The 22580-nt window shown below is 65.6% G+C and carries 19 protein-coding genes; 1 reads left to right on the top strand and 18 read right to left on the bottom strand.

The window, feature by feature from the left end:
• Positions 1 to 25: 25 nt before the first annotated feature.
• From HGI30_RS00290 to HGI30_RS00260, 7 genes are all read right to left on the bottom strand, one after another.
• Positions 26 to 784: an iron ABC transporter ATP-binding protein gene (locus HGI30_RS00290; protein ID WP_168905885.1), complete on the bottom strand. Its 759-nt coding sequence runs from the start codon at positions 782 to 784 to the stop codon at positions 26 to 28.
• Positions 781 to 1746, bottom strand: a complete 966-nt coding sequence (locus HGI30_RS00285; RefSeq protein ID WP_168905884.1) for an iron chelate uptake ABC transporter family permease subunit — start codon at positions 1744 to 1746, stop codon at positions 781 to 783. The genes HGI30_RS00290 and HGI30_RS00285 overlap by 4 nt, the downstream gene beginning before the upstream one ends.
• The gene (locus tag HGI30_RS00280; RefSeq protein WP_168905883.1) at positions 1736 to 2689 is read right to left on the bottom strand and encodes an ABC transporter permease; all 954 of its coding nucleotides are present in this window, start codon (positions 2687 to 2689) and stop codon (positions 1736 to 1738) included. The genes HGI30_RS00285 and HGI30_RS00280 overlap by 11 nt, the downstream gene beginning before the upstream one ends.
• A gap of 249 nt (positions 2690 to 2938) precedes the next feature.
• Complete coding sequence (locus HGI30_RS00275) at positions 2939 to 3220, bottom strand: RNA-binding S4 domain-containing protein (protein ID WP_168905882.1); 282 nt, start codon at positions 3218 to 3220, stop codon at positions 2939 to 2941.
• Complete coding sequence (locus HGI30_RS00270; protein ID WP_407945026.1) at positions 3221 to 3523, bottom strand: HU family DNA-binding protein; 303 nt, start codon at positions 3521 to 3523, stop codon at positions 3221 to 3223.
• A gap of 236 nt (positions 3524 to 3759) precedes the next feature.
• On the bottom strand, positions 3760 to 5382 hold the full coding sequence (yabN, locus tag HGI30_RS00265; RefSeq protein ID WP_168905881.1) for a bifunctional methyltransferase/pyrophosphohydrolase YabN: 1623 nt from the start codon (positions 5380 to 5382) through the stop codon (positions 3760 to 3762).
• A 206-nt stretch (positions 5383 to 5588) separates the two neighbouring features.
• Positions 5589 to 7436 (bottom strand): oligosaccharide flippase family protein, encoded by a 1848-nt coding sequence (locus HGI30_RS00260; RefSeq protein ID WP_168905880.1) that lies wholly within the window; start codon positions 7434 to 7436, stop codon positions 5589 to 5591.
• Positions 7437 to 7563: 127 nt separating this feature from the next.
• Here HGI30_RS00260 and HGI30_RS00255 point away from each other — a divergent pair, with 127 nt between their 5' ends.
• On the top strand, positions 7564 to 9012 hold the full coding sequence (locus HGI30_RS00255) for a DUF4397 domain-containing protein (protein ID WP_168905879.1): 1449 nt from the start codon (positions 7564 to 7566) through the stop codon (positions 9010 to 9012).
• A gap of 193 nt (positions 9013 to 9205) precedes the next feature.
• Here HGI30_RS00255 and spoVT read toward each other — a convergent pair whose 3' ends face one another.
• The 11 genes from spoVT to HGI30_RS00200 form a co-directional block, all read right to left on the bottom strand.
• Positions 9206 to 9748, bottom strand: a complete 543-nt coding sequence (gene spoVT / locus HGI30_RS00250) for a stage V sporulation protein T (protein ID WP_168909635.1) — start codon at positions 9746 to 9748, stop codon at positions 9206 to 9208.
• 422 nt (positions 9749 to 10170) lie between these two features.
• Positions 10171 to 10872, bottom strand: coding sequence for an urea ABC transporter ATP-binding subunit UrtE (urtE, locus tag HGI30_RS00245; protein WP_168905878.1), 702 nt, complete (start codon positions 10870 to 10872; stop codon positions 10171 to 10173).
• Positions 10866 to 11627: an urea ABC transporter ATP-binding protein UrtD gene (gene urtD, locus HGI30_RS00240; RefSeq protein ID WP_168905877.1), complete on the bottom strand. Its 762-nt coding sequence runs from the start codon at positions 11625 to 11627 to the stop codon at positions 10866 to 10868. Before urtD ends, urtE begins: the two co-directional genes overlap by 7 nt.
• Positions 11599 to 12705 (bottom strand): urea ABC transporter permease subunit UrtC, encoded by a 1107-nt coding sequence (urtC, locus tag HGI30_RS00235; RefSeq protein WP_407945003.1) that lies wholly within the window; start codon positions 12703 to 12705, stop codon positions 11599 to 11601. The genes urtD and urtC overlap by 29 nt, the downstream gene beginning before the upstream one ends.
• A 13-nt stretch (positions 12706 to 12718) precedes the next feature.
• Entirely contained in the window at positions 12719 to 13624 is a 906-nt protein-coding gene (gene urtB / locus HGI30_RS00230) for an urea ABC transporter permease subunit UrtB (RefSeq protein WP_168905876.1), read from the bottom strand.
• A gap of 150 nt (positions 13625 to 13774) precedes the next feature.
• Positions 13775 to 15064, bottom strand: coding sequence for an urea ABC transporter substrate-binding protein (urtA, locus tag HGI30_RS00225; RefSeq protein ID WP_168905875.1), 1290 nt, complete (start codon positions 15062 to 15064; stop codon positions 13775 to 13777).
• 548 nt (positions 15065 to 15612) lie between these two features.
• Complete coding sequence (locus HGI30_RS00220; protein WP_168905874.1) at positions 15613 to 16692, bottom strand: peptidylprolyl isomerase; 1080 nt, start codon at positions 16690 to 16692, stop codon at positions 15613 to 15615.
• A gap of 260 nt (positions 16693 to 16952) precedes the next feature.
• Positions 16953 to 20489, bottom strand: a complete 3537-nt coding sequence (gene mfd, locus HGI30_RS00215) for a transcription-repair coupling factor (protein ID WP_235680263.1) — start codon at positions 20487 to 20489, stop codon at positions 16953 to 16955.
• 223 nt (positions 20490 to 20712) lie between these two features.
• Entirely contained in the window at positions 20713 to 20946 is a 234-nt protein-coding gene (locus tag HGI30_RS00210) for an anti-sigma-F factor Fin family protein (RefSeq protein ID WP_028598257.1), read from the bottom strand.
• A 69-nt stretch (positions 20947 to 21015) separates the two neighbouring features.
• On the bottom strand, positions 21016 to 21576 hold the full coding sequence (gene pth / locus HGI30_RS00205) for an aminoacyl-tRNA hydrolase (protein WP_168905873.1): 561 nt from the start codon (positions 21574 to 21576) through the stop codon (positions 21016 to 21018).
• A 169-nt stretch (positions 21577 to 21745) separates the two neighbouring features.
• Positions 21746 to 22390, bottom strand: coding sequence for a 50S ribosomal protein L25 (locus HGI30_RS00200; protein WP_168905872.1), 645 nt, complete (start codon positions 22388 to 22390; stop codon positions 21746 to 21748).
• Positions 22391 to 22580 lie beyond the last annotated feature (190 nt).

Genomic DNA, 22580 nt, shown 5'->3' with positions numbered 1-22580 from the left:
CCAAGGTGGAATTTATCTAGCGTGTTCAGCCGAAATAGACGCATACCCGCTTGCCGTCCACGATCTCGATCGGGACGTCCATGCCGTACAGCTCCAGCAGCACTTCCTGCGTCAGAATCTCGTCGGTCGCGCCCTCGGCGATGACGCGCCCGTCCTTGAGCGCGACGATCCGGTCGGAGTGGAAGCTGGCGAAGTTGACGTCATGGATGACGAGCACGACCGTCTTGCCTCTCTCGTCCACGAGCCGGCGAAGCACCCGCATGATGCCGACCGCATGCTTCATGTCGAGGTTGTTGAGCGGCTCGTCCAGGAAAATGTACTCCGTGTCCTGGGCGACGACCATCGCGATGAACGCGCGCTGCTTCTGGCCGCCGCTCAGCTCGTCGAGATACTTGTGCTGCATCGGCCCGAGCTCCATGTAGGCGATCGCCTCGTCTACGCGGGCCCAGTCCTCCTTGCGCAGGCGCCCCTGGCTGTACGGGAAGCGGCCGAAGCTGACGAGCTCCCGCACCGTCAGGCGCACGTTGATGTGGTTCGCCTGCTTGAGGATCGACAGCTTCTTGGCCAGCTCCTTGCTGTCCCAGGCCGAGACGGGCTTGCCCTCGACGAGCACCTCGCCCTCGTCGACCGCCATCAGCCGGGTCATCATCGACAGCAGCGTGCTCTTGCCCGCGCCGTTCGGTCCGATGAACGAGGTGATGCTGCCGGGCTGGATCCGGGTCGAGACGGCGTCGATGACTTTTTTGCCGGCATAGCTTTTGGATACCGCTCTGGCTTCGATCACGACCGATTCTCCTTTAGCAGCAGGTAGAGGAAGTAGACTCCGCCCACGAAGTTGATGATGACGCTGATCGTCGTCGAGAAGGTGAACACATGCTCGACGAGGAACTGTCCGCCGACCAGGGCGATGACGCTGACGAGGGCCGCGCCCGTGATGAGCGTCGAATGCCGGTACGTCCCGAGGAACTGGTATGCCGTGTTGGCGACGAGCAGCCCGAGAAACGTGATCGGTCCGACCAGCGCGGTCGATACGGCGACGAGCACGGCGATGAGGATGAGCAGCCGGCGCGTGACCTTCTCGTATGGAATCCCGAGATTGACCGCATGGTCCCGCCCGAGCGAGAGCGCGTCCATGTACGGCGACAGCCGCCAGTAAGCCAGCAGCACCGCTCCGATCAGGATGGAGCTGAGCACGAGCAGGTCGTACTCGATATTGTTGAAGCTCGCGAACATCTTGCTCTGCACGACGAGGAAGTCGTCGGGATCGATGAGCGCCTGCATGAACGACGCGCCGCTCTGGAACAGCGTGCCGAAGATGAGGCCCGTGAGCAGCAGCAGGTAGATGCTGCTGTTCTCCCGCCGGAACAGGACCCGGTAGAGCAGCGCCGAGAATACCATCATCAGCCCCACGGACAGCAGGTAGTTGGCCTGCTTGTCGATGACCAGGAAGCCGACGCTGCCGAAGGCGAACACGAGCAGCGTCTGCAGCAGGTTGTACAGGGCATCCATGCCGATGATGCTCGGCGTCAGGATGCGGTTGTTCGTGATCGTCTGGAAAAGGACGGTCGACAGCGCGATCGCGAAGCCCGTGAGGACGATGGCCGCGACCTTCTTCAGCCGGCGCGGCAGCGCGTACGACCAGTCGTCGACGCCGACGGTCAGGAAGAGCAGGACCATCGCGGCCGCCAGCCCGCCGAGCAGCAGCAGCTTGGGGGCGGCGGACCTTTTGAGCGCGTCAGCCGGCATAAGCATCCCTCCTCAAGAGGAGATAGAGGAAGATGACGCTTCCCAGCACGCCGACGATCAGGCTGATCGGCAGCTCGTACGGATGGATCAGCACCCGTCCCAGGATGTCGCAGGCGAGCACGAACACCGCTCCGAATACGGCCGTCACCGGCAGGTTCTTCTTGAGGTTGTCGCCGCGGAAGATCGAGACCAGGTTCGGAACGATCAGGCCGAGGAACGGAATGACGCCGACTGTCAGGATGATCGAGCTGCTGATGAGCGCCACCAGCACGAGCCCGAGGTTCACGATCTTGCGGTAGCTGAGGCCGAGGTTCAGCGCGAAGTCCTCCCCCATGCCGGCGATCGTGAAGCGGCTTGCGAACGCATAGGCGAGCAGCGTCGCCGGGACGCTGATGTACAGCAGCTCATAGCGCCCTTGCATGACGCCGGTGAAGCTGCCCTGCATCCAGGAGCCGATGCTCTGGATCAGATCGTAGCGGTAGGCGAAAAACGTCGTGAGGCTGGCCAGCACGCCGCCGAACATGAGCCCGACCAGCGGAATGAAGACCGCGTCCTTGAACTTGATCCGATCGAGCATCCGCATGAAGACGAGCGTGCCGGCTAACGCGAAGCCGAAGCTGATGGCCATCTTGACCAGCATGCCGGCGCTGTCGAAGAGGAGCAGCGAGACAAGCAGCCCGAGCCCCGCCGCCTCCATCGTGCCCGCCGTCGACGGCGAGACGAACTTGTTGCGGCTCAGCTGCTGCATGATGAGCCCGGCGATGCTGAGGCTCATGCCGGCGATGATGAGGCTGGCCAGCCTCGGCAGGCGGCTGATCCGCAGCAGCTCCTGCTGGTCGGGCGTCAGCGAGAGCAGGTCGGCCGGGGATAGCGGCGAGACGCCGACGAACAAGGAGAGGAAGGACAGCGCCGCCAGCAGCGGCAGCAGGATCGACAGCCTCATCGAGGCCCGCTCCTGCGGACCGGCTCTGGCCGGAATGAATGTAATCGTTCGAGAATGAGAATCATTTTCATTACCCCCGCCGCTTACTATAAGCCAGTCGGACGATAGGGTCAACCTTCTGGGGGATATTTCCGTTTTTGTTCACGATTTTGTCACAAGCGGGACTCTGCTCCAGCGGGATAAGGAATAAAAAAAGACCCCTCGCGAGGGGTCTTTTTTTGGGGGGTGCTGCTGAGGAGCGGCGCCGGACTAGAAGCCGAGGCCGTCGTCCTCGCGCTCGCGCGCTTCTTCCTTGAGCAGCGTATAGAGCGTCGCCGCTTCATCCTTGCGGGTCGTCTCCGCCGTGCGCTCGACGCGAACGGTGATGTACTTTTGCCCGTATTGGATGCGCAGCTCGTCGCCGGCTTTGACGGTGCTGCTCGGCTTGGCCTCGCGGCCATTGATCCATACGCGGCCCTGCTCCGACACATCCTTGGCGACGGTGCGCCGCTTGATGAGCCGGGAGACCTTGAGGAATTTATCGAGCCTCAATTACTTGATGGCTTCTTTCAGCTTGTTGCCGGCTTTGAATGCAGGAACCTTGGATTCCGGAATCGTGATCTCTTGGCCCGTCTGCGGATTGCGGCCCGTGCGGCCGGAGCGGGTGCGGGTCTCGAACGTGCCGAAGCCGATCAGCTGGACTTTGTCGCCGGAAGCGAGCGCTTCGGTCACTTCGCCGAGGAAGCCGTTCAGGACGGACTCGACGTCGCGCTTGGTGAGGCCGCTTTTCGTTGCGATGCTGTTGATGAGGTCGTTCTTGTTCATGGTTGTTTCCTCCCGGAATAAGTAATGGATTCGGTTGAAGTGCAATTGCGCTGCCTGCCGGCAGCACTGGGGTCGAAACAAGAAGGCTCGGCCGCAGCGCGCGGGAAGCTTCCCGGACGAGAGCCGGCGGCGCCGCTTTTTTTCGAGGGATACGTAATTCGTGCCCCCGAGGAAAAAATCCTGCTGCTATCGGAATTTTTTTTGCAGAATTCCGTCGAGAACGGGCGAACGATGGCGAAAGGAAGGCCGAAGCCGAGCGGGCGAATCTATAACCCTCTCTTTTTGGCTTCCTCCCACCAGCGGTCCATCTCTAGTAGATCAGTCTGGTCAAAAGAGGTGCCGTTTATACGAAGCTGCTCCTCGACATAGAGAAAGCGCCTCTTGAACTTGGCGTTCGTCCGCGCGAGCGCCTCCTCCGGATCGGCGTCCAGGAAACGGGCGGCGTTGACGACGGCGAACAGCAGGTCGCCGAGCTCTCCGGCGCTCGCCTCGGCGTCGCCGAGCTGCGCGGCCTCCCGCACCTCGCCCAGCTCCTCCTCGATCTTGGCCAGCACCGGCTCCAGCTCGTCCCAGTCGAAGCCGACCTTGGACGCCTTCTTCTGGAGCTTGTAGGCGGTCAGCAGCGCCGGCAGATCCTTCGGCACGCCGTCGAGCACGGAGACGCGGTCCGCGTCGCGGCCCTTGATGCGCTTCTCCTCCGCCTTCATCCGCTCCCAGCTGGCGAGCGCCTCGCCCGCGTCGGACGCGCCGTCCGCGCCGAATACATGCGGATGGCGGAAGATCAGCTTCTCGTTCAGCTCCTGGATGACGTCGTAGACGGTGAACGCGCCCGTCTCCTCCTCCATCTGGCTGTGCAGCATCACCTGCAGGATGACGTCGCCGAACTCCTCGCGCATGCCGTCCGGATCGTCCGCGTCGATCGCCTCGAGCGCCTCGTACAGCTCCTCGATGAAGTTCTTGCGGATCGACTGATGCGTCTGCTCGCGGTCCCACGGGCAGCCGTCCGGACTGCGGAGGATGGAGACGATCTCGTGCAGCCGGTCGAAGCTGCGGCTGCGCAGCCGCTCGTCCGCGCTGGCGGGCACATAGACGAGGCTGAGGTTGCCGTAGTCCTGTCCCCGATCGAGCTCATAGAGCGGCACCGTGACGATGCGCTCCTCGCCGGCGACGCCGAGCGCGTGACCGATCGTCACCGGATGATCCTCCGGGTAGCGCTCCATGAGCGTCAGCTTGACGTCCGAGGCGGTGAAGGCGTCGTACACCTGGCCGACCAGCGTATGAAGCTGCGGCTGCAGCAGATGGGGCTTCAGCTCCCCCGCGTCGAGCAGCTGGAAGCCCTCGATCGGGTCGAAGCCGAGCCGCGTAAAGGCGATGTCGAGGAAGCTCTCGCCTCCGAGCACCGTCAGCTCGATGCCTTCGCCGGGGCAGCGCTCCAGCAGCAGCTGCACGGTGCGCTCCGCCACCATCGGATGGCCGGGCACCGCGTAGAGCACGGCACGGCCGGAGCCGTCCGCAGCCGCCGGAGCTTGGGCCGTCGATGGAGGAGCGGCAGCATGCGCAGCGTCGGCCGTCACACGAGGAGGAGCGGCAGCATGCGGCGGCGTCGAACCCTTGGCGAGCCGGATCAGCTCGTCCGCGATGGCGTCGTACACCTCCGGGAACGAGGCCGACTGCTCGTACAGCCGGTCGAAGGAACGGATCGGCACGCCCGTTCCGCGCAGCATGTCCATCATGGGATGCTTCTCGGTGCGGACATAGATGGCTTCCGCGGCCTGCAGCCGCCGCCAGATGCCCAGCGTCAGCTGATCCGGATCGCCGGTGCCGAGGCCGGCTACCGCGATCGACGGCGCGTCTCCGACGGCGCGGGTGATGCTCGAATCGGATGTCATGGCGGGGCTCCTCCCTGGGGCAGGCGCGATCCTAGCTCGCGCCCTACGGCAAAAGCCCCGGAAAGCCTTCCGGGGCCGCCTCCTTTAAGACTTTACTTGGCTTGAAGCCAGGAATCAAGCGGCACCGTTCTCATTAAGGATAAATATGGAATAAATGTAAGGTATAGGGTCGATCACTGGAGGGCTGCCGGCGGCCGAGCCAGGCTCTACGGCAGCAGCCGCCAACGGCGCAGGCGGGCGGCCAGCCGCTCGCCGCCCGGCAGCAGGCCCAGCTCGCCGGCGTCTACGGCGCCGAGCCGCAGCAGCGCGGCGCCGTAGACGCCGGCGCCGAGCAGCACGCCGCCGAGCGTCTGCATGGCGGCGGAGGCGCGCGGCGCCAGCGCGGCCGCAGCAGCCGCGAGCTCGCCGAGGCGCGCGCCGGCCAGGGCGGCGCCAGCGAGCGCCGCGAGCGCCAGCGCGGCTGCGGCGAGCCTGCGCCGCCGCGCGGCAGCAGCGGCGCGGCTGCGCCCGGCGCGCGGCGCGGGCGAGAGCGCGGCCGCAGAGCGCGCCGCGGCCAGCGCGCCGAGGCCGGCCGCCAGCGCCGTGGCGGCCAGGCCGGCGGCAGCCGCGCCGGCGATGCCGAGCGACGGCACGAGCGCGGCATTGAGCGCGGCCTTGGCGAGCGCGGCCAGCCCTAGCAGCGCGGCCGGCAAGCGCAGCGCGCCGAGGCCCTGCAGCAGCGGCGCGGCGACCGCGCTGACAGCCGCGGCAAGCGCCGTGCTGCCGACGAGCGCGAGCGTGCCGGTCGCCTGCGCGTCGGCGTAGAATAGGATGTTGAGCGGGCGCGCGAGCAGGACAAGCCCCAGCGCGGACGCCGCGCCGACGAGTCCCGACGCGCGCAGCGACAGCCGCGCGATCACCGCCGCCTGCGCCGGATCGGAGCGGCGATGCCGTACGAGCTGCGGCACAAGCGCTCCGGCGGCGGCGCCGGCCACCATCGCCACGAGCTGGATGAGCGGCTGGCCCCGGCTGTACAGGCCAAAAGCCGTCATCGCTCCGGCCGCATCCATATCCCCGCGCAGCAGCCGCGGCACGGTGAACGCGTCGATCGCCCCGAGCACGGGAGCGACGATGGCTCCGAGCGCCGCCGGCAGGGCGATCGCTCCGAGCGCGCGCATCTCGTGGAAGAGCGCCCGCGCCCTCGGAACGGCCATTCCCTTGAGATTGCCGTCTCCCGCCTCAAGCGCAGCAGCGGTCGGATCGGGCTTCGCCACCTCGCCGTGGCCTTTGCGGCGGACCGCTCCCGCCTCGCCCGAAACGGCCGGTTCCAGGCCCGGCGTCCGGCTGATGTCCTCTTGGCAGACCGCGTCCTCCGCGAATTCGTGTAGCGGGGCTCCCTTCCGTCCCTTGGGCCGCGCCGCTCCCCGCCGCAAAAACGCCGCCAGCAGCGCAAGTCCCGCCGCCGCGCCGAAGAACGACCCTCCCATCGCTCCGGCTGCAAGCCGGTCATCTCCCCAGCCGGCCGACCAGCCGATGCGCAGCAGCAGCAGCATGGCGGCGACGCGCACGACCTGCTCCGCCAGCTGCGACCAGGCGGTCGGCCGCATGTCGCCGAGCCCTTGCGTATAGCCGCGCAGAGCGGCCAGCGCCGGAACGAACCAGAGCGCCGAAGCTACCGCGCGGATCGACAGCGCCGCCGCCGGATCGCCGACGAGCCCGGCGATGCGGTCCGCGAGCATCCAGAGCGCGACGAATCCGGCCGCTCCGAGCAGCGAGAGCAGCGTCACGCCGGCGGCAGCGGCTCGCCGGGCGCCGAGGCGGTCGCCCTGCTCGAGCAGCGCCGCCGTGCGGATCGCTACCGCCACCGGCAAGCCGGCGGTCGCCAGCACGAGAATGAGCTGGTAGAGCGGATAGACCGCGTTATAGATGCCGAACACGCGGTCTCCGGCGACATTCTGCAGCGGAATCTTCTGCAGCGTCCCGATCAGCTTGGAGAGCAGGGCCGCGCCGGCCAGCAGCGCCGCGCCTCCGAGCGCCGCGCCGCCCTTCCCCGCCGTTTGCTCCTTTTCGTCCATCGTTCCGTTCCTTTCGACTCGTTCGTTCTCCTCATTATAGCGGCGGGAGTCCGTATGAGCCATGCTTCGGACGCATAGGCTGGGAAAGGACGTTTTTCGGCATGATTCCGCAAGGAGGCAGCAGCCTATGGAAATGAATCGACATCCGGTTTGGACGGAATGGCAAAAAGCCAGCCTTTACCGCATGCTGGCCGATTATTACCGCGAAGCCCAGCCCTTCGAGGCGGGCTCCTACGAGGAACGATACCGGGAGGCCGTGCAGCGGCTCGCCGGGCTCATCCGGCTGTACGGCAATCCGTTTGGAGAATCGCTGCCCGGCCTCGAGCCCGCCGCGCCCCTCTGGCCGCAGGAGGCGGCATTTTCCGGCATGACGGGCATGGCAGGCGGCTACTCGGCTTCGACGCAGGCGACGGCTCTCCCGCCGGGCGTCTACGCCTCGCCGTCGGACTACCCGGCCTATGCCGCTCCGGCCGCCGCCTACCCGCCGGACGCCATGGCGGCATCCGCGTGGCCGGCTTACGCCTCCGGCGCTCCGTCGCCCTGGCCGGGCTATGGCCCATCCGCGCATGCGCCGGCCTGGCCGCCTCTGCATGGAGTCGGCCTCCCCGGCCTCGCGCCGTCGCTGCCGGGGGACTACGGCGCATCCGCCGCCCAGCAGCCGGCCTCCCCGGCTCCTTTCGGCTGGAACTCGGCGCCGAGCCCCGCCGCCAAAAACGGCTATCCCGGCTGGTCCGCCTGGATGCTGCCCGCCGTCCCAGGCTATGCCCCGCCGCCAACGGACGGGTCCGCCGCGCCCTCGACCGGCGCGGCCGCCGCGCACGCGCCGAACGCCGCCCCGGCGGCTTCGCCCGCTGCCGATCCGCCGAGCTCGGCCGCTGGAGACGGCGCCTCCGCCGATTCCGGCGCGCTCGCGGAATTTGCCGGTCCGGGCATCCGCCCGCCCGCGCCCGCTGCCGACTCTGCGGCGGCTTCGCCCCGGCCGAGCGTAGAGACCGCGCGGCTACGGCTGGTCCACGCCGTCCCCGGACGGCAGCCGCTGACGCTGCAAGCCGGCGAAGCCGCTGCGCACGCAGGCTATCTCACGGCCTCGCCCTATGCAGACGTTCCTGCCGGACCGCTTCGCGTCCGTCTCGCCCCCGCTTCCTCGCCGCAGCCGACATCGCAGCCGCAGCAGGCAGACGACGGCGAGGCTTTCGAGCTGCGGCTCGAAGCCGGCCGCGCCTATACGGCGGCCGCTTGCCCGGATCCTCAGGGAGACGGACTGCGGCTGATCGTCTTTCCGGATGAAAAGGAGCTCCGCGAGGACTGCGCCAAGCTGCGCCTGCTGCATCTCGCCCGCACCGGTCCCGTCGACCTGATGGTCCAAGACGGCGGCACGCTGTTCCGCAAAATCGCGCCGGGCAGCGCTTCGTCCTACATCACGCTCGCTCCGTCCGAGCCCGAGCTCGAGCTGACCGAGGCGGGCTCACTGCGCCTGCTCCATGCCCCGACGCCGCTGCCGCTGTCCGGTGCAAAGGCGCTCACGCTGCTGCTCGCCGGCGAGCCTCCGGAGCTGACGGCGTTCGAGGACGGCTGACCTGCCCGGTTTGCCGCCCGGCTTGGCGCTCGGCTGACCTGCCCGGTTTGCCGCCCGGCTGAACTGCCCGGGTTGGCGCCCGGCTTGGCGCACCGGGCTGTCCCCAGCGGCCCGAGACCCGCGAGCCCTACGGCAAACAAGCTTCCGCTCGGGATTCTCCGAAAGGGAAGCTTGCTTGATGGCGGACGCCCGCCTACTGCTCCATCTGCTTGGCGAGGAAGCCTGCGGCCGTCTCGGCCATCTTGATCTCCATCTGCGCCATCTTGGCCGCCTCGTCCTTGCTCGCGAGCACGACCGTGCCGATCGGGTCGCCGCCGGCGATGATCGGCGCCGCGACGAAGGAGGTGTAGGTCTCCGAGGCGTTCTTGATGATCTCATGCTCGCCGGGGGCGGTTTCCGTGGCGGTCTTGCGGCTCTCCATCGCCTGCTCCAGCAGATCCCCGACCGGCTTGTCCATGTAGTCCTTCTTGGAAGCGCCGGCGACGGCGATGACCGTATCGCGGTCGGAGATGAGCGTGATGTGGCCGGTGCTTTCGCTCAACGATTCGGCATATTCCTTCGCGAAGTCTCCGAGCTCGCCGATAGGGGAATACTTCTTGAGGATGACCTCGCCGTCGCGGTCGACGAAGATTTCAAGCGGGTCCCCCTCGCGGATGCGAAGCGTACGGCGGATTTCTTTCGGGATGACGACGCGTCCGAGATCATCGATTCGGCGCACAATTCCAGTTGCTTTCATTGTCATGTTGCCCCACTTTCCTCGAAGAGTTGTAAGTCCACTGGATGCCTGGCTCCGACTGATTTATTTCGTGAGTTGGGATTGGATCGTTCAGGCGTTCACCTTTCAATCTGACCATAGTATTCATCCGCTCCCAGTTTCTTATGCACCGCGCCAGGCCGCGCCGGATGAGGCCGCAGAGGCGATTTTCGCCTTTTGCGGCGCGGATTTCCGCCCCCTGACCCCGTCTGGGAAATGCACCCACATACCTCCTTGCCATGCCGGCGGAAGCAAGCGGCTCCGGCCCGACGGACGCGGCCCCGCCGCCCTTGCCGCAGGCGAGCATACTCCCTTCGCAGCCAACGACGAAAAAGCCGCTTCTCAGCGGCTTTCCTGGAACGGACAAGCAGGGGAGCGCCTGTCCGTCAGCGCAGGTCCGACCCCTATACCGTCAAATATCGGCGCACCGTCTCGTCGTCCAGCGCTTCGAGCTCCCCTTGCCAGGCGATCGAGCCCTTCTCCAGGATATAGACGTAGTCGGCCACGCTCCGCACGAACTCCAGGCTCTGCTCGACGAGCAGGATCGCCGTCCGTCCGTCGGACTTGATCGAGCGGATGACGTCGCGGATGTCGTCCACGATCGACGGCTGGATGCCCTCGCACGGCTCGTCGAGCAGCAGCAGCTCCGGCTCGGCCGCCAGCACGCGGGCGAACGCCAGCTGCTGCTGCTGCCCGCCGCTCAGGTCCCCTCCGCGGCGGCCGTACATCGTCGGCAGCACCGGGAAGCGCTCCACCGCCGCCGGCGGGATGTCGTCGCCGCGGCGCTTGCCGCGCGCGGCCTCCAGGCCGATCAGGATGTTCTCGCGCACGGACAGCTGTCCGAAAATCTCGCGCCCCTGCGGCACGTAGCCGATGCCGCTCCGCGCGCGCTCGCCGGGAGCCTGGCGCGTCAGGTCGCGGCCGCCGTAGCTCACCGTGCCGCCGCGCGCCTTGAGCACGCCCATGACGCTCTTGACGAACGTCGACTTGCCCGTGCCGTTGCGGCCGAGCAGGCAGACAACCTGGCCCGGCCGCACCTGCAGCGTCACGCCCCGCAGCACGGCGCTCTCGCCATAGCCCGATTCCAGCTTCTCCACGGTCAGCATGCGGCTTCCCTCCTCTTGCCCAAGTACACCTCGGCCACCCGATCGTCCGCCTGCACCTGGTCCATCGTGCCCTCCAGGAGCAGCCGCCCCTCGTGCATCACGGTCACCAGGCTGGCGAAATTCCGCACGAACTCCATGTCATGCTCCACGACGACGACAGCCCGCTCGCGCGCGATCTCCTGCAGCAGCTCGCCCGTCTTCTCCGTCTCCCGGTCGGTCATGCCGGCCGCCGGCTCGTCGAGCAGCAGCAGCGACGGCTCCTGCAGCAGCAGCATGCCGATCTCGAGCCATTGCTTCTCGCCGTGCGACAGGCTGCCGGCGCGGGCCTGCTGGCGGTCGGCCAGCCCGACGATCTCCAGCTGCCGACCGAGCCGATCCCGCTCTTCCGCCGCGAGCTTGGCCCGCAGCGTCGCGAGGATGCCGCGCTTCTGCTTCATCGCCAGCTCCAGGTTCTCCTCGACCGTCAGCGTCGGAAAGATCGACGGCGCCTGGAACTTGCGGCCGATGCCGAGCTCGGCGATCTGATGCTCCTTGCGCCGGGCGAGATCGATCCCGTCCTCGTACACGATGCGGCCGCCCGACGGCCTCACCTTGCCGCAGATGGCGTCGAGCAGCGTCGTCTTGCCCGCGCCGTTCGGTCCGATGAGGAACCGCAGGCCGCTCGCCTCGAGCGTGAGGTTCATGCCCTGCACCGCCTTGAAGCCGTCGAACGACACCGTCACGTCCTCACACCGCAGAATAGCCTTTCCGCTCATGCTCGGGCACCTCCTTCCGCTTCTGGACGAGCTTCCTCGCCCGGCGCCAGCCGTCCGCCGCCAGCCCGGCGATGCCGCGCGGCAGGAACACGGTCGTGACGATGAACAGCGCGCCCATGAAGAACAGCCAGATGTCGGGGTACGACTCGCTGAACGTGCTTTTGGCCCCGTTCAGCAGCAGCGCGCCGAGAGCCGCGCCGATCAGCGTCCCGCGTCCGCCGATGGCGACCCACAGCACCATCTCGATCGAAGGCACGATGCCCATCATCGACGGCGAGATGATGCCGACATGCAGCACGAACAGCATGCCCGCGATCCCGGACAGCGCCGCCGACAGGACGAAGACGCCCATCTGGTAGCGGGCCGGATCGTAGCCGAGGAAGCGCACGCGGTTCTCGCCGTCGCGGATGGCGCGCAGCACTTTGCCGAAGCGGCTCTTGACGACGACACGCGCCGCCAGGAACGTCGCGAGCAGGACGCCGGCCGTCACGTAGTAGAGCGCAAGCTTCGTCTCCGGCGCGGCCAGCGAGTAGCCGAGAATCTGGCCATACCCGGTAATGCCGTTGGTGCCGCCTGTGAACGCCTGCTGGCCGGTGATGAGCGTGACGCTGATGATGACGAGCGCCTGCGTCAGGATCGTGAAGTAGACCCCTCGGATGCGGTTGCGGAACGTGAAGAAGCCGAGGAACAGCGCCACCGCCGCCGGCATGGCCATACCGAGCAACACCGCTCCACCGAAGCTTTGGAACGGGGTCCAGAACCACGGCAGCTTGGTCAGGCCGCTCCAGTCCATGAAGTCCGGCAGCCGTCCGCCGCTCGCCTGCAGCTTGAGGTGCATCGCCATCGCGTAGCCGCCGAGGCCGAAAAATACGCCATGCCCGAGGCTCAGGATGCCGGTGTAGCCCCACAGCAGGTCGAGGCCGACCGCGGCGATCGCGAACGCCAGGAACTTGGCCAGCAGGTTCAAGCGGAAATCGCTCGTGAACAGCGGTGCGGCCAGCAGCAGCGCGGCGGCCAGGAAGTACCCCATCGCCAGCCCGTAGCGGGAGGCGCCTGCTTTCATCATCCACTGCGTCATGTTTTTCGCCTCCTTAGTCCAGCGACCGGGTGCGCATGGCGACGAATCCCTTCGGCTTCCATTGCAGGAAAGCCACGATGCATAGGAATACGAGCACCTTGCCCAGCGATGCGGTCGTCCAGTATTCGAACAGCGTGTTCGTCATGCCGATGCCGAGCGCGCCGAAGACCGTGCCGACCAGCTTGCCGACCCCTCCGAGCACGACGACCATGAAGGCGTCGACGATGTAGTACGTGCCGATCGTCGGCCCGATCGGGCCGATCAGCGTCAGCGCGCAGCCGGCGATGCCCGCGAGGCCGGAGCCGATCGCGAACGTCAGGCTGTCGACGCGCCGCGTCGAGATGCCGAGGCAGGCCGCCATGTCGCGGTTCTGCATGACCGCCCGCATGCGCCTGCCGGCCGTCGTGCGGTAGATGTACACGAACATCGCCAGCAGGCAGGCGGCGACGAGCGCGAGGATGAGCAGCCGCTTGTACGGCAGCACGAGCCCTTGCGTGACGGACAGGCCGCCCTCCAGCCAGGACGGGCTTTTGACGCCGACGTTCGGCGCGCCGAAGATGGAGCGGGCGAGCTGCTGCAGCACGAGTCCGACGCCCCATGTCGCCAGCAGGCTGTCGAGCGGACGGCCGTACAGGAAGCGGATGAGCGTCTTCTCCAGCAGCAGGCCGATCAGGAAGGCGGCCGCGAAGCTCGCCAAGATCGACAGCAGGAAGTACTGGTCGAACCAGGATGCGGGCAGGTAGGCCTGGAACAGCTTCTGGGTCATGTAGGTCGCGTACGCGCCGACCATGATGAGCTCTCCGTGGGCCATGTTGATGACGTTCATCTGGCCGAACGTGACCGCGAGGCCGAGCGCGATCAGCAGCAGGATGGAGCTGACGCTGATGCCGTTGAACAGTTGGAGCCAAACTACGTCCATGCGCGGCTCTCCTCTCTTGCGCCGGGGCCAGCCGGGCCGGCCGCTCTTTTGGGACGGCAGCGGCGCGGCTGGCCCCGGCACTTGGGTATAGGGTGGATTCGTTCGCTTAGCCGCCAACCCGGCGGCGCTTAGCCGCCAACCCGGCGGCGTTTAGCCGCCGGAGCTCAAGCTCGATGCCCAGGCGTATGTCTTGAGGTACGGATCCGGCTGGACCGGCTCGCCGGAGCTCCACACTTCCTTGAACTGGCCGTCCGCCTGCACCTCGCCGATGCGGACGGTCTTGTACAGATGCTGCGTCTCGCCGTCGATCTTGACCTTGCCCTCCGGAGCATCCCACTCCAGCTCCTTGGCCGCTTCCTTGACGGCCGCCACGTCGGTGGAGCCGGCCTTCTCGACGGCTGCCGCCCACAGGTACACCGCATCATAGCCCGCCTCGATCGGGTCGGCCGTCACGCGGTCCGCGCCGTACTTGGCCTTGTAGGCTTCGACGAACGTCTTGTTGGCGGGCGTATCCGTCGTCTGATAGTAGTTCCAAGCGGCCAGATGTCCCTCCAGCACATCCGCGCCGATGCCGCGAATCTCCTCTTCGGCGACCGACACCGACAGCGTCGTCAGGTCGGCGGCGCTGATGCCGGCGTCCTTGAGCTGCTTGAAGAACGCGACGTTGCTGTCGCCGTTCAGCGTGTTGAACACGATGTCCGGCTTGGCGGCCTTGATCTTGCTGATGATCGTCGTGTAGTCGGTGTGGCCGAGCGGCGTGTATTCCTCGCCGGCCAGCTCTCCGCCTTCCGCCGCGAGCTGCGCCTTGATGATCTTGTTGGCCGTGCGCGGGAAGACGTAGTCCGAGCCGAGCAGGTACATCTTCTTGCCGCGGTTCTCCAGCAGCCAGCTGACGGCCGGCACGATCTGCTGGTTCGTCGTCGCTCCGGTGTAGAAGATGTTCGGCGAGGACTCCAGCCCTTCGTACTGGACCGGATACCAGAGCAGGCCGTTCAGCTCCTCGAACACCGGCAGCATCGCCTTGCGGCTCGCCGACGTCCAGCCGCCGAAGACGGTCGCGACCTTGTCCTCGGACAGCAGCTTGCGCGCCTTCTCCGCGAAGGTCGGCCAGTCGGAGGCTCCGTCCTCGACGACGGGGACGAGCTGCTTGCCGAGCACGCCGCCCTTGGCGTTGATCTCGTCGATCGCCATCATCTCGGCGTCCTTGACCGACACCTCGCTGATCGCCATCGTGCCGCTGAGCGAGTGGAGGATGCCGACCTTGATTCCATCGCCGCTTTCCCCCGATGAAGCGCCCGCAGCCGGAGAAGCCGCTGGAGAAGCCCCGCCCGCGCCGGGTTCGTTTTGGCCGCATCCAGCCAGCACGAGCGCCAGCGATACCGCCGCCAGCAGGCTCTTTCCGATGTGCCGCTTCCTGGTCTTCGTCTTCGCTTGATTCATCTCTCTCCACTCCCCTTTACGAATCCGAACGTTATGTAGCAGGTTCGTTCCATCGTTCGTGATTGTAGTATAGGCGGGGGACAAATTTAATGTCAACATATCTAACATAAAATTCGCAAAAAGGGGTCTTTAGCCCTTGGTTTCGACACTTTAGCTTGATCTCAAAGACAGTTTCGGAAGAAACCTCCCTTTAAATCCATATCACGATTACGAATTGTGATTTCAATCTTTATTTATGTTATATTTTCTAACATTAAGTTTCTGGCAAAGCATGCGTTTGATTAAGACCCTCAACAAAATGGGCGAATCCATCATCGCAATCGCTCGATTCTGCTCGTTCATCCGTTAGCCGCTTCCTTCATGGCCGCGCGATCCGTTCCCCTCCATCTGAGCGCGCGAAAAGCGCCTCCTCGGGGCCGGTGGCCGCGCGAAAAGGCGCTGGTGCAATTCTATAGCCGGGATGCAGGGCTTCTCAGCTGGCGCGAAGAGCTGCATCCCGGATCTCCGCCCGGTTCGAGCGCATCAGCGCCCTGCTGGACGGACCTCCGTCAGTTTCCGGCATTGCTTGCCGCATCGGGAGCGGCATTCTCCGCTCCGGCGTCGCCGCCAGACGGCGTTCCGGCATTTTCTCCGGCGCTGCCGCTTGGAGCCGGGCTCGTCTCCGGATCCTTGAACTCTTCCTTTTTGGTGATGAGTCCCGGGACCTCGTTCTGCATATAGTCGTTCAGCTGCGATTGGGCGAGCGTCTGCTTGACCTCTTCCTTGGCCGCGTCGAATGTCGGCAAGTCGCGCTTCTCGACCTGGATGACATGATAGCCGTACTCGGTCTCGACCGGCTCGCCGACGACCCCGATCTCCTGGGTGACGGCCGCCTTTTTGAAGTTCTCGACCCAGCCGCCGGCCGCCTGCTCGGCGTACTGGCCGCCGTTTTCGGCCGATCCTGGATCCTCGGAATATTCCTTGGCGAGGGCGTTCCAGTCCGCGCCGTCCGCCTCCAGCTTCGCCTTCGCTTCCTTGGCTCGGGCGAGGGCGTCCTCCTTCTTGCGCTCCTTGCCTTCCGGATCGGTGAAGCCGACGAGCACATGGCGGAGCGTGACCTTGGTCAGCCCTTCCTTGTTCTCGTCATAATATTTTTGCGCGTCGGCGTCGGTCACCTTGGCGGCCATCGTATCGGATACGCCGAGCGACAGCGTGATGAAGTCCTTGATGTCCTGCGCGCCGATGTTGTTCTCCTTCATGTTCGTTTCGAGCGTTTCTTTCGTGTAGGCTTCCTCGATCTGTTTGTACTGCTCGTCCGCTTCCTTGGCGGCCTTGTCCTTCACTTCCTGCGAAGCGTCCTTGTACACGAGCTGGTAGCCGATATACTGGTCGAGAATCATGTTCTTGTAAGCGGCCATGTCCAGATAGGGCGCTACATTCGGGTTCACGACGCGCAGCACGTTCGCGAAGGTCGTGAAGTCCTTCTCGCTGACCGTTCCGCCCTTGTACTCGGCGATCGTCTTGCTGTCGTCCCCGCCCTCGCCGTTCTCGGCTTTTTTGCCGCAGGCGGCCAGAGTAAGCGCCAGCACCGCTGTCAGCGCAAGCAGAAGCAGGCGGCTCGCGGCCGGACGCTTGATGGAAATGTTCATAAGTGTCTCCTCTCGGTTCGTTCAGGCATGGGTTTAGTTTACCAGAAGTGGACATGCGGCGCATTAACGGCGCCTTAAAGGCCGGATGGGGCAGGCGGAAGAAAAGCGAGCGAGGGAGCTCCTAGGCCGCTCCGGCTGCTCGCCGCCGCTGGAGCGGCATCATGCAAAAAAAGCCGGAGCCGGGCGTTCTACCCGGCTCCGGCTCTTTCTTGCGCGGCGCGATGCTTCTGAGCGTGCGCCCTCGCAGGCGGCCAAGTCGCTTAGCTTCCGGCGGCCTGCGCGGCGCTGGCCGGGCGCACGGCCTCGCCCCAGCGGCGCAGCAGGCGCAGCGTCAGCTCGAGCCGCTCGGCGCTGCCGAGGCCCTTGCCGCGCAGCGTCAGCTCCATCGGCTCGCCCTTGCCGCCTCCGCCGATGCGGCGGAAGCGGTTCTCGAACTCGAGGCAAAGCCCGTCGATGGCGCGCGTATCGGCTCCCTTCGACGCGGCCTCGCTGAACTTCAGCGTCCACTCGTCGTTTTTGTTCGCGCTGATCGCCTCGATGCCGTAGCTCGCGCCGTACACCTTGAGGCGTCCGACATCGAGCAGCGCCGCCACCGCGTCCGGCAGGTCGCCGAAGCGGTCGGTCAGCTCGTCGAACAGATCGTCGGTCTCCTCCAGCGAGGAGAGCGCCGCCACCTTTTTGTAAATCTCGATCTTCTGGATGCTGTCGTAGATGTAGTCCGACGGCAAGTAAGCGTCGAGGCTGAGATCGATGACCGTGTGGACGGGCTTCTCCTCCGCCACCTCCTCGCCGTACATCTCCTTCTTGCGCCGCGCGATCTCGTCGGCCAGCATCTGCGAGTACAGGTCGAACCCGACCGAGGCGATGAAGCCGTGCTGCTCCGCGCCGAGCAGATTGCCCGCTCCGCGGATCGCCAGGTCCCGCATGGCGATCTTGAAGCCGGAGCCGAGCTCGGTGAACTCCTTGATCGACTGCAGCCGCTTCTCCGCCACCTCGGTCAGCACCTTGTCCCGCTGGTACGTGAAGTAGGCGTAGGCGATCCGGTTGGACCGGCCGACGCGGCCCCGCAGCTGGTACAGCTGGGAGAGGCCCATCTTGTCCGCGTCGTGCACGATGAGCGTGTTGACGTTGGGGATGTCCACCCCCGTCTCGATGATGCTCGTGCTCACGAGCACGTCGGACTCGCCGTCGAGGAAGTCGAGGATCGTCTTCTCCAGCTCCTGCTCCGACATCTGGCCGTGGCCGACCGCGACCTTGGCCTCCGGCACGAGCGAGCCGAGCAGCTCCGCCATCTGGTAGATGCCCTGCACGCGGTTGTAGAGGTAGTACACCTGGCCGCCGCGCGCCAGCTCCCGCTCGATCGCCTCGCGCACGAGCGCCGTATTGTACTCCACGACGTACGTCTGCACGGGGAACCGGTTCTCCGGCGGCGTCTCGATGACCGACAGGTCGCGCACGCCGAGCATCGACATGTGCAGCGTGCGCGGGATCGGCGTCGCCGTCAGCGTCAGCACGTCGACATTGGTCTTGAGCCGCTTGAGCTTCTCCTTGTGGGAGACGCCGAAGCGCTGCTCCTCGTCGACGATGAGCAGGCCGAGGTCCTTGAACACGATGTCCTGGCTCAGCAGCCGGTGCGTGCCGATGACGACGTCGACGGCGCCGCTCTTGAGCCCCTTCATCGTCTCGGTCTGCTCCTTGCGCGAGCGGAAGCGGCTCAGCACCTGCACCTTGAACGGGAAGTCCGCGAAGCGCTCGCGGAACGTCTCGTAGTGCTGCTGCGCCAGGATCGTCGTCGGCACGAGGATGGCAACCTGCTTGCCCTCGATCGCCGCCTTGAACGCCGCGCGCACGGCGACCTCCGTCTTGCCGTAGCCGACGTCGCCGCAGAGCAGCCGATCCATCGGACGCTGGATCTCCATGTCCTTCTTGATCTCGCGGATCGCCCGCAGCTGGTCCGGCGTCTCGTCGTACGGGAACATCGCCTCGAACTCGTTCTGATAGGCGGTGTCCGGGCCGAAGCCGAAGCCCTTGGCCTCCTGGCGTTGGGCGTACAGCTTGACGAGATCGTCGGCGATGTCCTTGACGGAGCTGCGCACCTTGTTCTTGACCCGCGTCCACTCGTTGCCGCCGAGCTTGTAGACCTTGGGCTCCTTCTCCTCCGACCCGACGTACTTCTGGATGAGGTCGATCTGGTCGATCGGCACGGACAGCTTGTCGCCGCCGGCGTACAGGATGTGCATGTAGTCCTTGTGGATACCGCCGATCTCCAGCGTGCCGATGCCCATGTACTTGCCGATGCCGTGGTTCTGGTGGACGACGTAGTCGCCGACCTTGAGCTCGGTGTAGCTCTTGATGCGCTCGGCGTTGTCCATGTTCTTGTCGACGCGGCGCGTCTTGCGCTGCTTCTGCGTGAACAGCTCGCCCTCGGTGACGACGACCAGATGCGAGCCGGGCAGCTCGAAGCCGCTGCCGAGGCTGCCCTCCAGCAGCTGCGGCGGCTCGATGTCGTAGTCGCCGAGCACGCGGCGCAGCCGGTCCATCCGCTCGCCGCTGCCAGCCAGCATGAGCACCTGGGCGCCCGCCTTCTTCCAGCGCTCCATCTCGGCGCCCAGCACGTTCATCTGCCCGTGGAAGTTCTGCATGCTGCGGCACATGAAGTTCAGGATGTTCTGCGGTTGCGAATGCGGCACCTGGCGCAGGAACAGCGACAGCAGCAGCGTCGGGAACGGGCGGTGATGCAGCACGTCGTCGCTCTCTCGGGCGAGCTTGAACGCCGGCAGCGACTTGCCCGTGCCGAGCAGATGCGCCTGCCACTCCGCCTCGTCGCGCTCCAGCTGGCGGGCCGTCTCGATGAGCCGCGTCGGCTCGTCGAGGACGAGCAGCGTGTCCTTGGGCATGTAGTCGTACAGCGTCTGGCGCTCGGGATAGAGCAGGGCGATGTATTTATAAAGTTCAGGGAAATAAATATGCTGCCGCAGCCGCTCCAGCTCCGCGCCGAGCTCGGAGCGCAGCCGGTCCTTGGCGGTGCGGTCGGTCATCTTGTCCAGCTGCTGCTCCAGCAGCTCGGAGGCATGCTGCGCGGCCGCGCCGAAGCGCCGCTCGTCGGCGATCAGCTCCTGGCACGGCGTCACCGTATACGCTTCCAGCTTGGCGATGGAGCGCTGTCCCTCGGGATCGAACGTGCGGATCGAATCGATCTCGTCGTCGAACCACTCGACGCGCACCGCCGACTCGGCGGTCAGCGGATAGAAGTCGACGATGCCGCCGCGCACGCTGAGCTCGCCCCTGTTCTCCACGCGGTCCGCGCGCACGTAGCCGAGCGCGTTCATCCGCTGCAGGAACGCCTCCATCGGCAGCTCGGCTCCGACCTGCAGGTCGACCTTGGCCTCCGCCATCACGTCCCGCAGCGGCAGGAAGCGGCGCACCCCGGAAAAAGGCGCGACAACGATCCCGCGGAAGCCGCGGGACAGGCGGATCAGCACCTCCATCCGCTGGGCCAGCATCTCCGGACTGGAGACGGCCGACTCGGCCGCGACCAGCTCGTTGGCCGGGTAGAGCAGCACGTCCTCGCCGGCGCTCAGCTCCTGCAGGTCCTCCGCGATCTTCTGCGCGGAGAACATATTATGGGTGACGACCAGCATCGGCTGGTCCAAGTCCCGTTTGAGCGCAGCCATGAGCACCTGGCGGGACGAGCCGGCCAGGCCGGAGACCATCTGCTCCTTCATGCCGTTGCGGAAGCCGGCGGAAACGGATTGGAAGTCCCTGTCGGCGGCGAATGCCTCGATTAACGCTTTCAAGTGGAGCACCTCTCTTTCGCTTGAGCCCGCTCCCCGCGCACTCCCGGATGCCGCTCCTGCCGGAGAGCGTCCGGAGAAGGAGACGGCAACAAAGGCCTCCTGAAAAACGAGGGGCCTTGGACGGACAACGGGCAGCAGCACGCAAAGAAGCCTCAGCTACCCGCCAAGGCTCTTGCCTATGTTGTCGTACTTGTGTACTTGTTGTCGAAAAGAATCGAACCTGCTACTGCAACGGGCTGGATACGAGAAGCAGCTCCGGATGCCGCAGCGCCGCCTCGCTGCAATAGTCGCAGACGAGCTTGACGACCATGTCGCCTTGCGGATTATACGCTATTATATCGCTGCGCTCCTCAAGGGTCAAGAAATGCAAGCCGAGCCGATTCTCCGGAATGCCGTGCAGGCTGGAGATCGTGCCGAGCGGCGTCCGGCAATGCCGGCACTCGTAATGAATCGCCATGAAAGGGGCCTCCTGTCCAAGGGTTTGGCTCCAGTATGCCCACTTTCTGGCTCGTTTAACGCAGCCCCTCTACCCGTTGAACTTGCCCATCGTATCGTCGAACGGATGCGTCAGCGCATGCTCCGCGGCTTCGCAGGCCCGCTCGGTCATCGCCAGCACCGCCTCGCGCTCGCTCTTGGGAAAGTTCGACAGCACGTAGTCGGCGATGACCATGCCGTTCGTCGGACGCGACACGCCCATGCGGATGCGGTTGAAGCTCTGCGTGCCCATGTGCTGGATGATCGACTTGATGCCGTTGTGGCCGCCCGGACCGCCCTGATAGCGGAGCCGGATCTTGCCCGTCTCCGTATCCATGTCGTCGTAGACGACGATGACGTCCTCCAGCTTGGCGTCAAAATACTTCATGAACGCCTTCATCGACTCGCCGGACAGGTTCATGAACGTCATCGGCTTGATGAGCCATACCTTCTCGCCGCCGACCCGGCCCTCGCCGATCAGCGCGCGGCATTTGGCCTGCGTCACCTTGATGTCCCATCGCTCGGCGAGCGCGTCGACCACCTTGAATCCGATGTTGTGGCGGGTATCCGCATATTGCGGCCCGGGGTTGCCGAGCCCTACGATCCATCTCATTTGTCGCTGCACCTTTCTGTTCGTTCGTCTACGAACCACTGTACCATAAAGGCGGCCCGTCGCCCACTCTGCCGGGTGCCGCGTGCCGGACCCGCGCCGCCTGCCGATGCCGCCGGCTTGTCCGGCCGCAAAAAAGCGCGCCCTGTGCGGGCGCGCCTGCAGTCGTGCTCTATTCTTCGTCGACCGCGTTCGCATCTTCGGAACGGGCTGCGGCCTTCTCGTCTTCCTTCGCCGACTCCTCGGCTTCCTCCTCGGAAACTTCCTTCTGCGGAGCCAGCACCCCGGCGATGATCTGCTCGGGATCGGTGACGAGCTGCACCTTGTCCGGCAGCTTCAGCTCGCCTGCGGACAGGTTCTCGCCGACGCCGAGGCCGGAGATGTCCGCCTCGAGCGAATCGGGAATATCGTTCGGGAGACATTGGACCTCGACCTCGTGCAGCGTCACCGACAGCACGCCGCCTTCGCGGACGCCTGCCGAGTCGCCGGTCAGGTCGACGCGGACCGATGCCTTGATCTCCTCGTTCATGTTGATCTGGTGAAGATCGACGTGGATCAGCCGGCGCGACAGCGCGTCGCGCTGCACGTCCGTAATCATGACCGGCTGCTTGCCGGCATCCGGAATCTTCAGCTCGATGATGGCATTGGGCTGGGAGCGAAGCAGATGGAGCACTTCCTTCTCCTCCAGGGAGATAACCGACGAAGATTCGAGCTTTTTGCCGTAGACGACGGCGGGCACCTTGCCCTCGCTCCTGAGCTTGCGAAGGCTGCCTTTCGATCCGTTGCTGCGGGCTTCGGCTTGCATGGTAATCGCCATGATTGTCTTCCTCCTCTATAGGTCCTTGCACCTGTGGACAGGATGTCCAGCTTTCCCTAACTATACCCCGCCGAAGCCTTTTCTAAACGCCGCCAAGCTATAGAAAGCCTCTCGCCGCATCCCCCGGCGAAGACGGCCGTAAAGAGGAAAGTCCGCAAAAACGGTCAAAATCGTCCATCCCATCTTAGGT

The organism is Paenibacillus albicereus (assembly GCF_012676905.1).
Taxonomy (GTDB): Bacteria; Bacillota; Bacilli; order Paenibacillales; family Paenibacillaceae; genus Paenibacillus_O; species Paenibacillus_O albicereus.
Note: the sequence above shows the minus strand (reverse complement) of the source record. Positions and strands in the feature narration are given on the sequence as shown.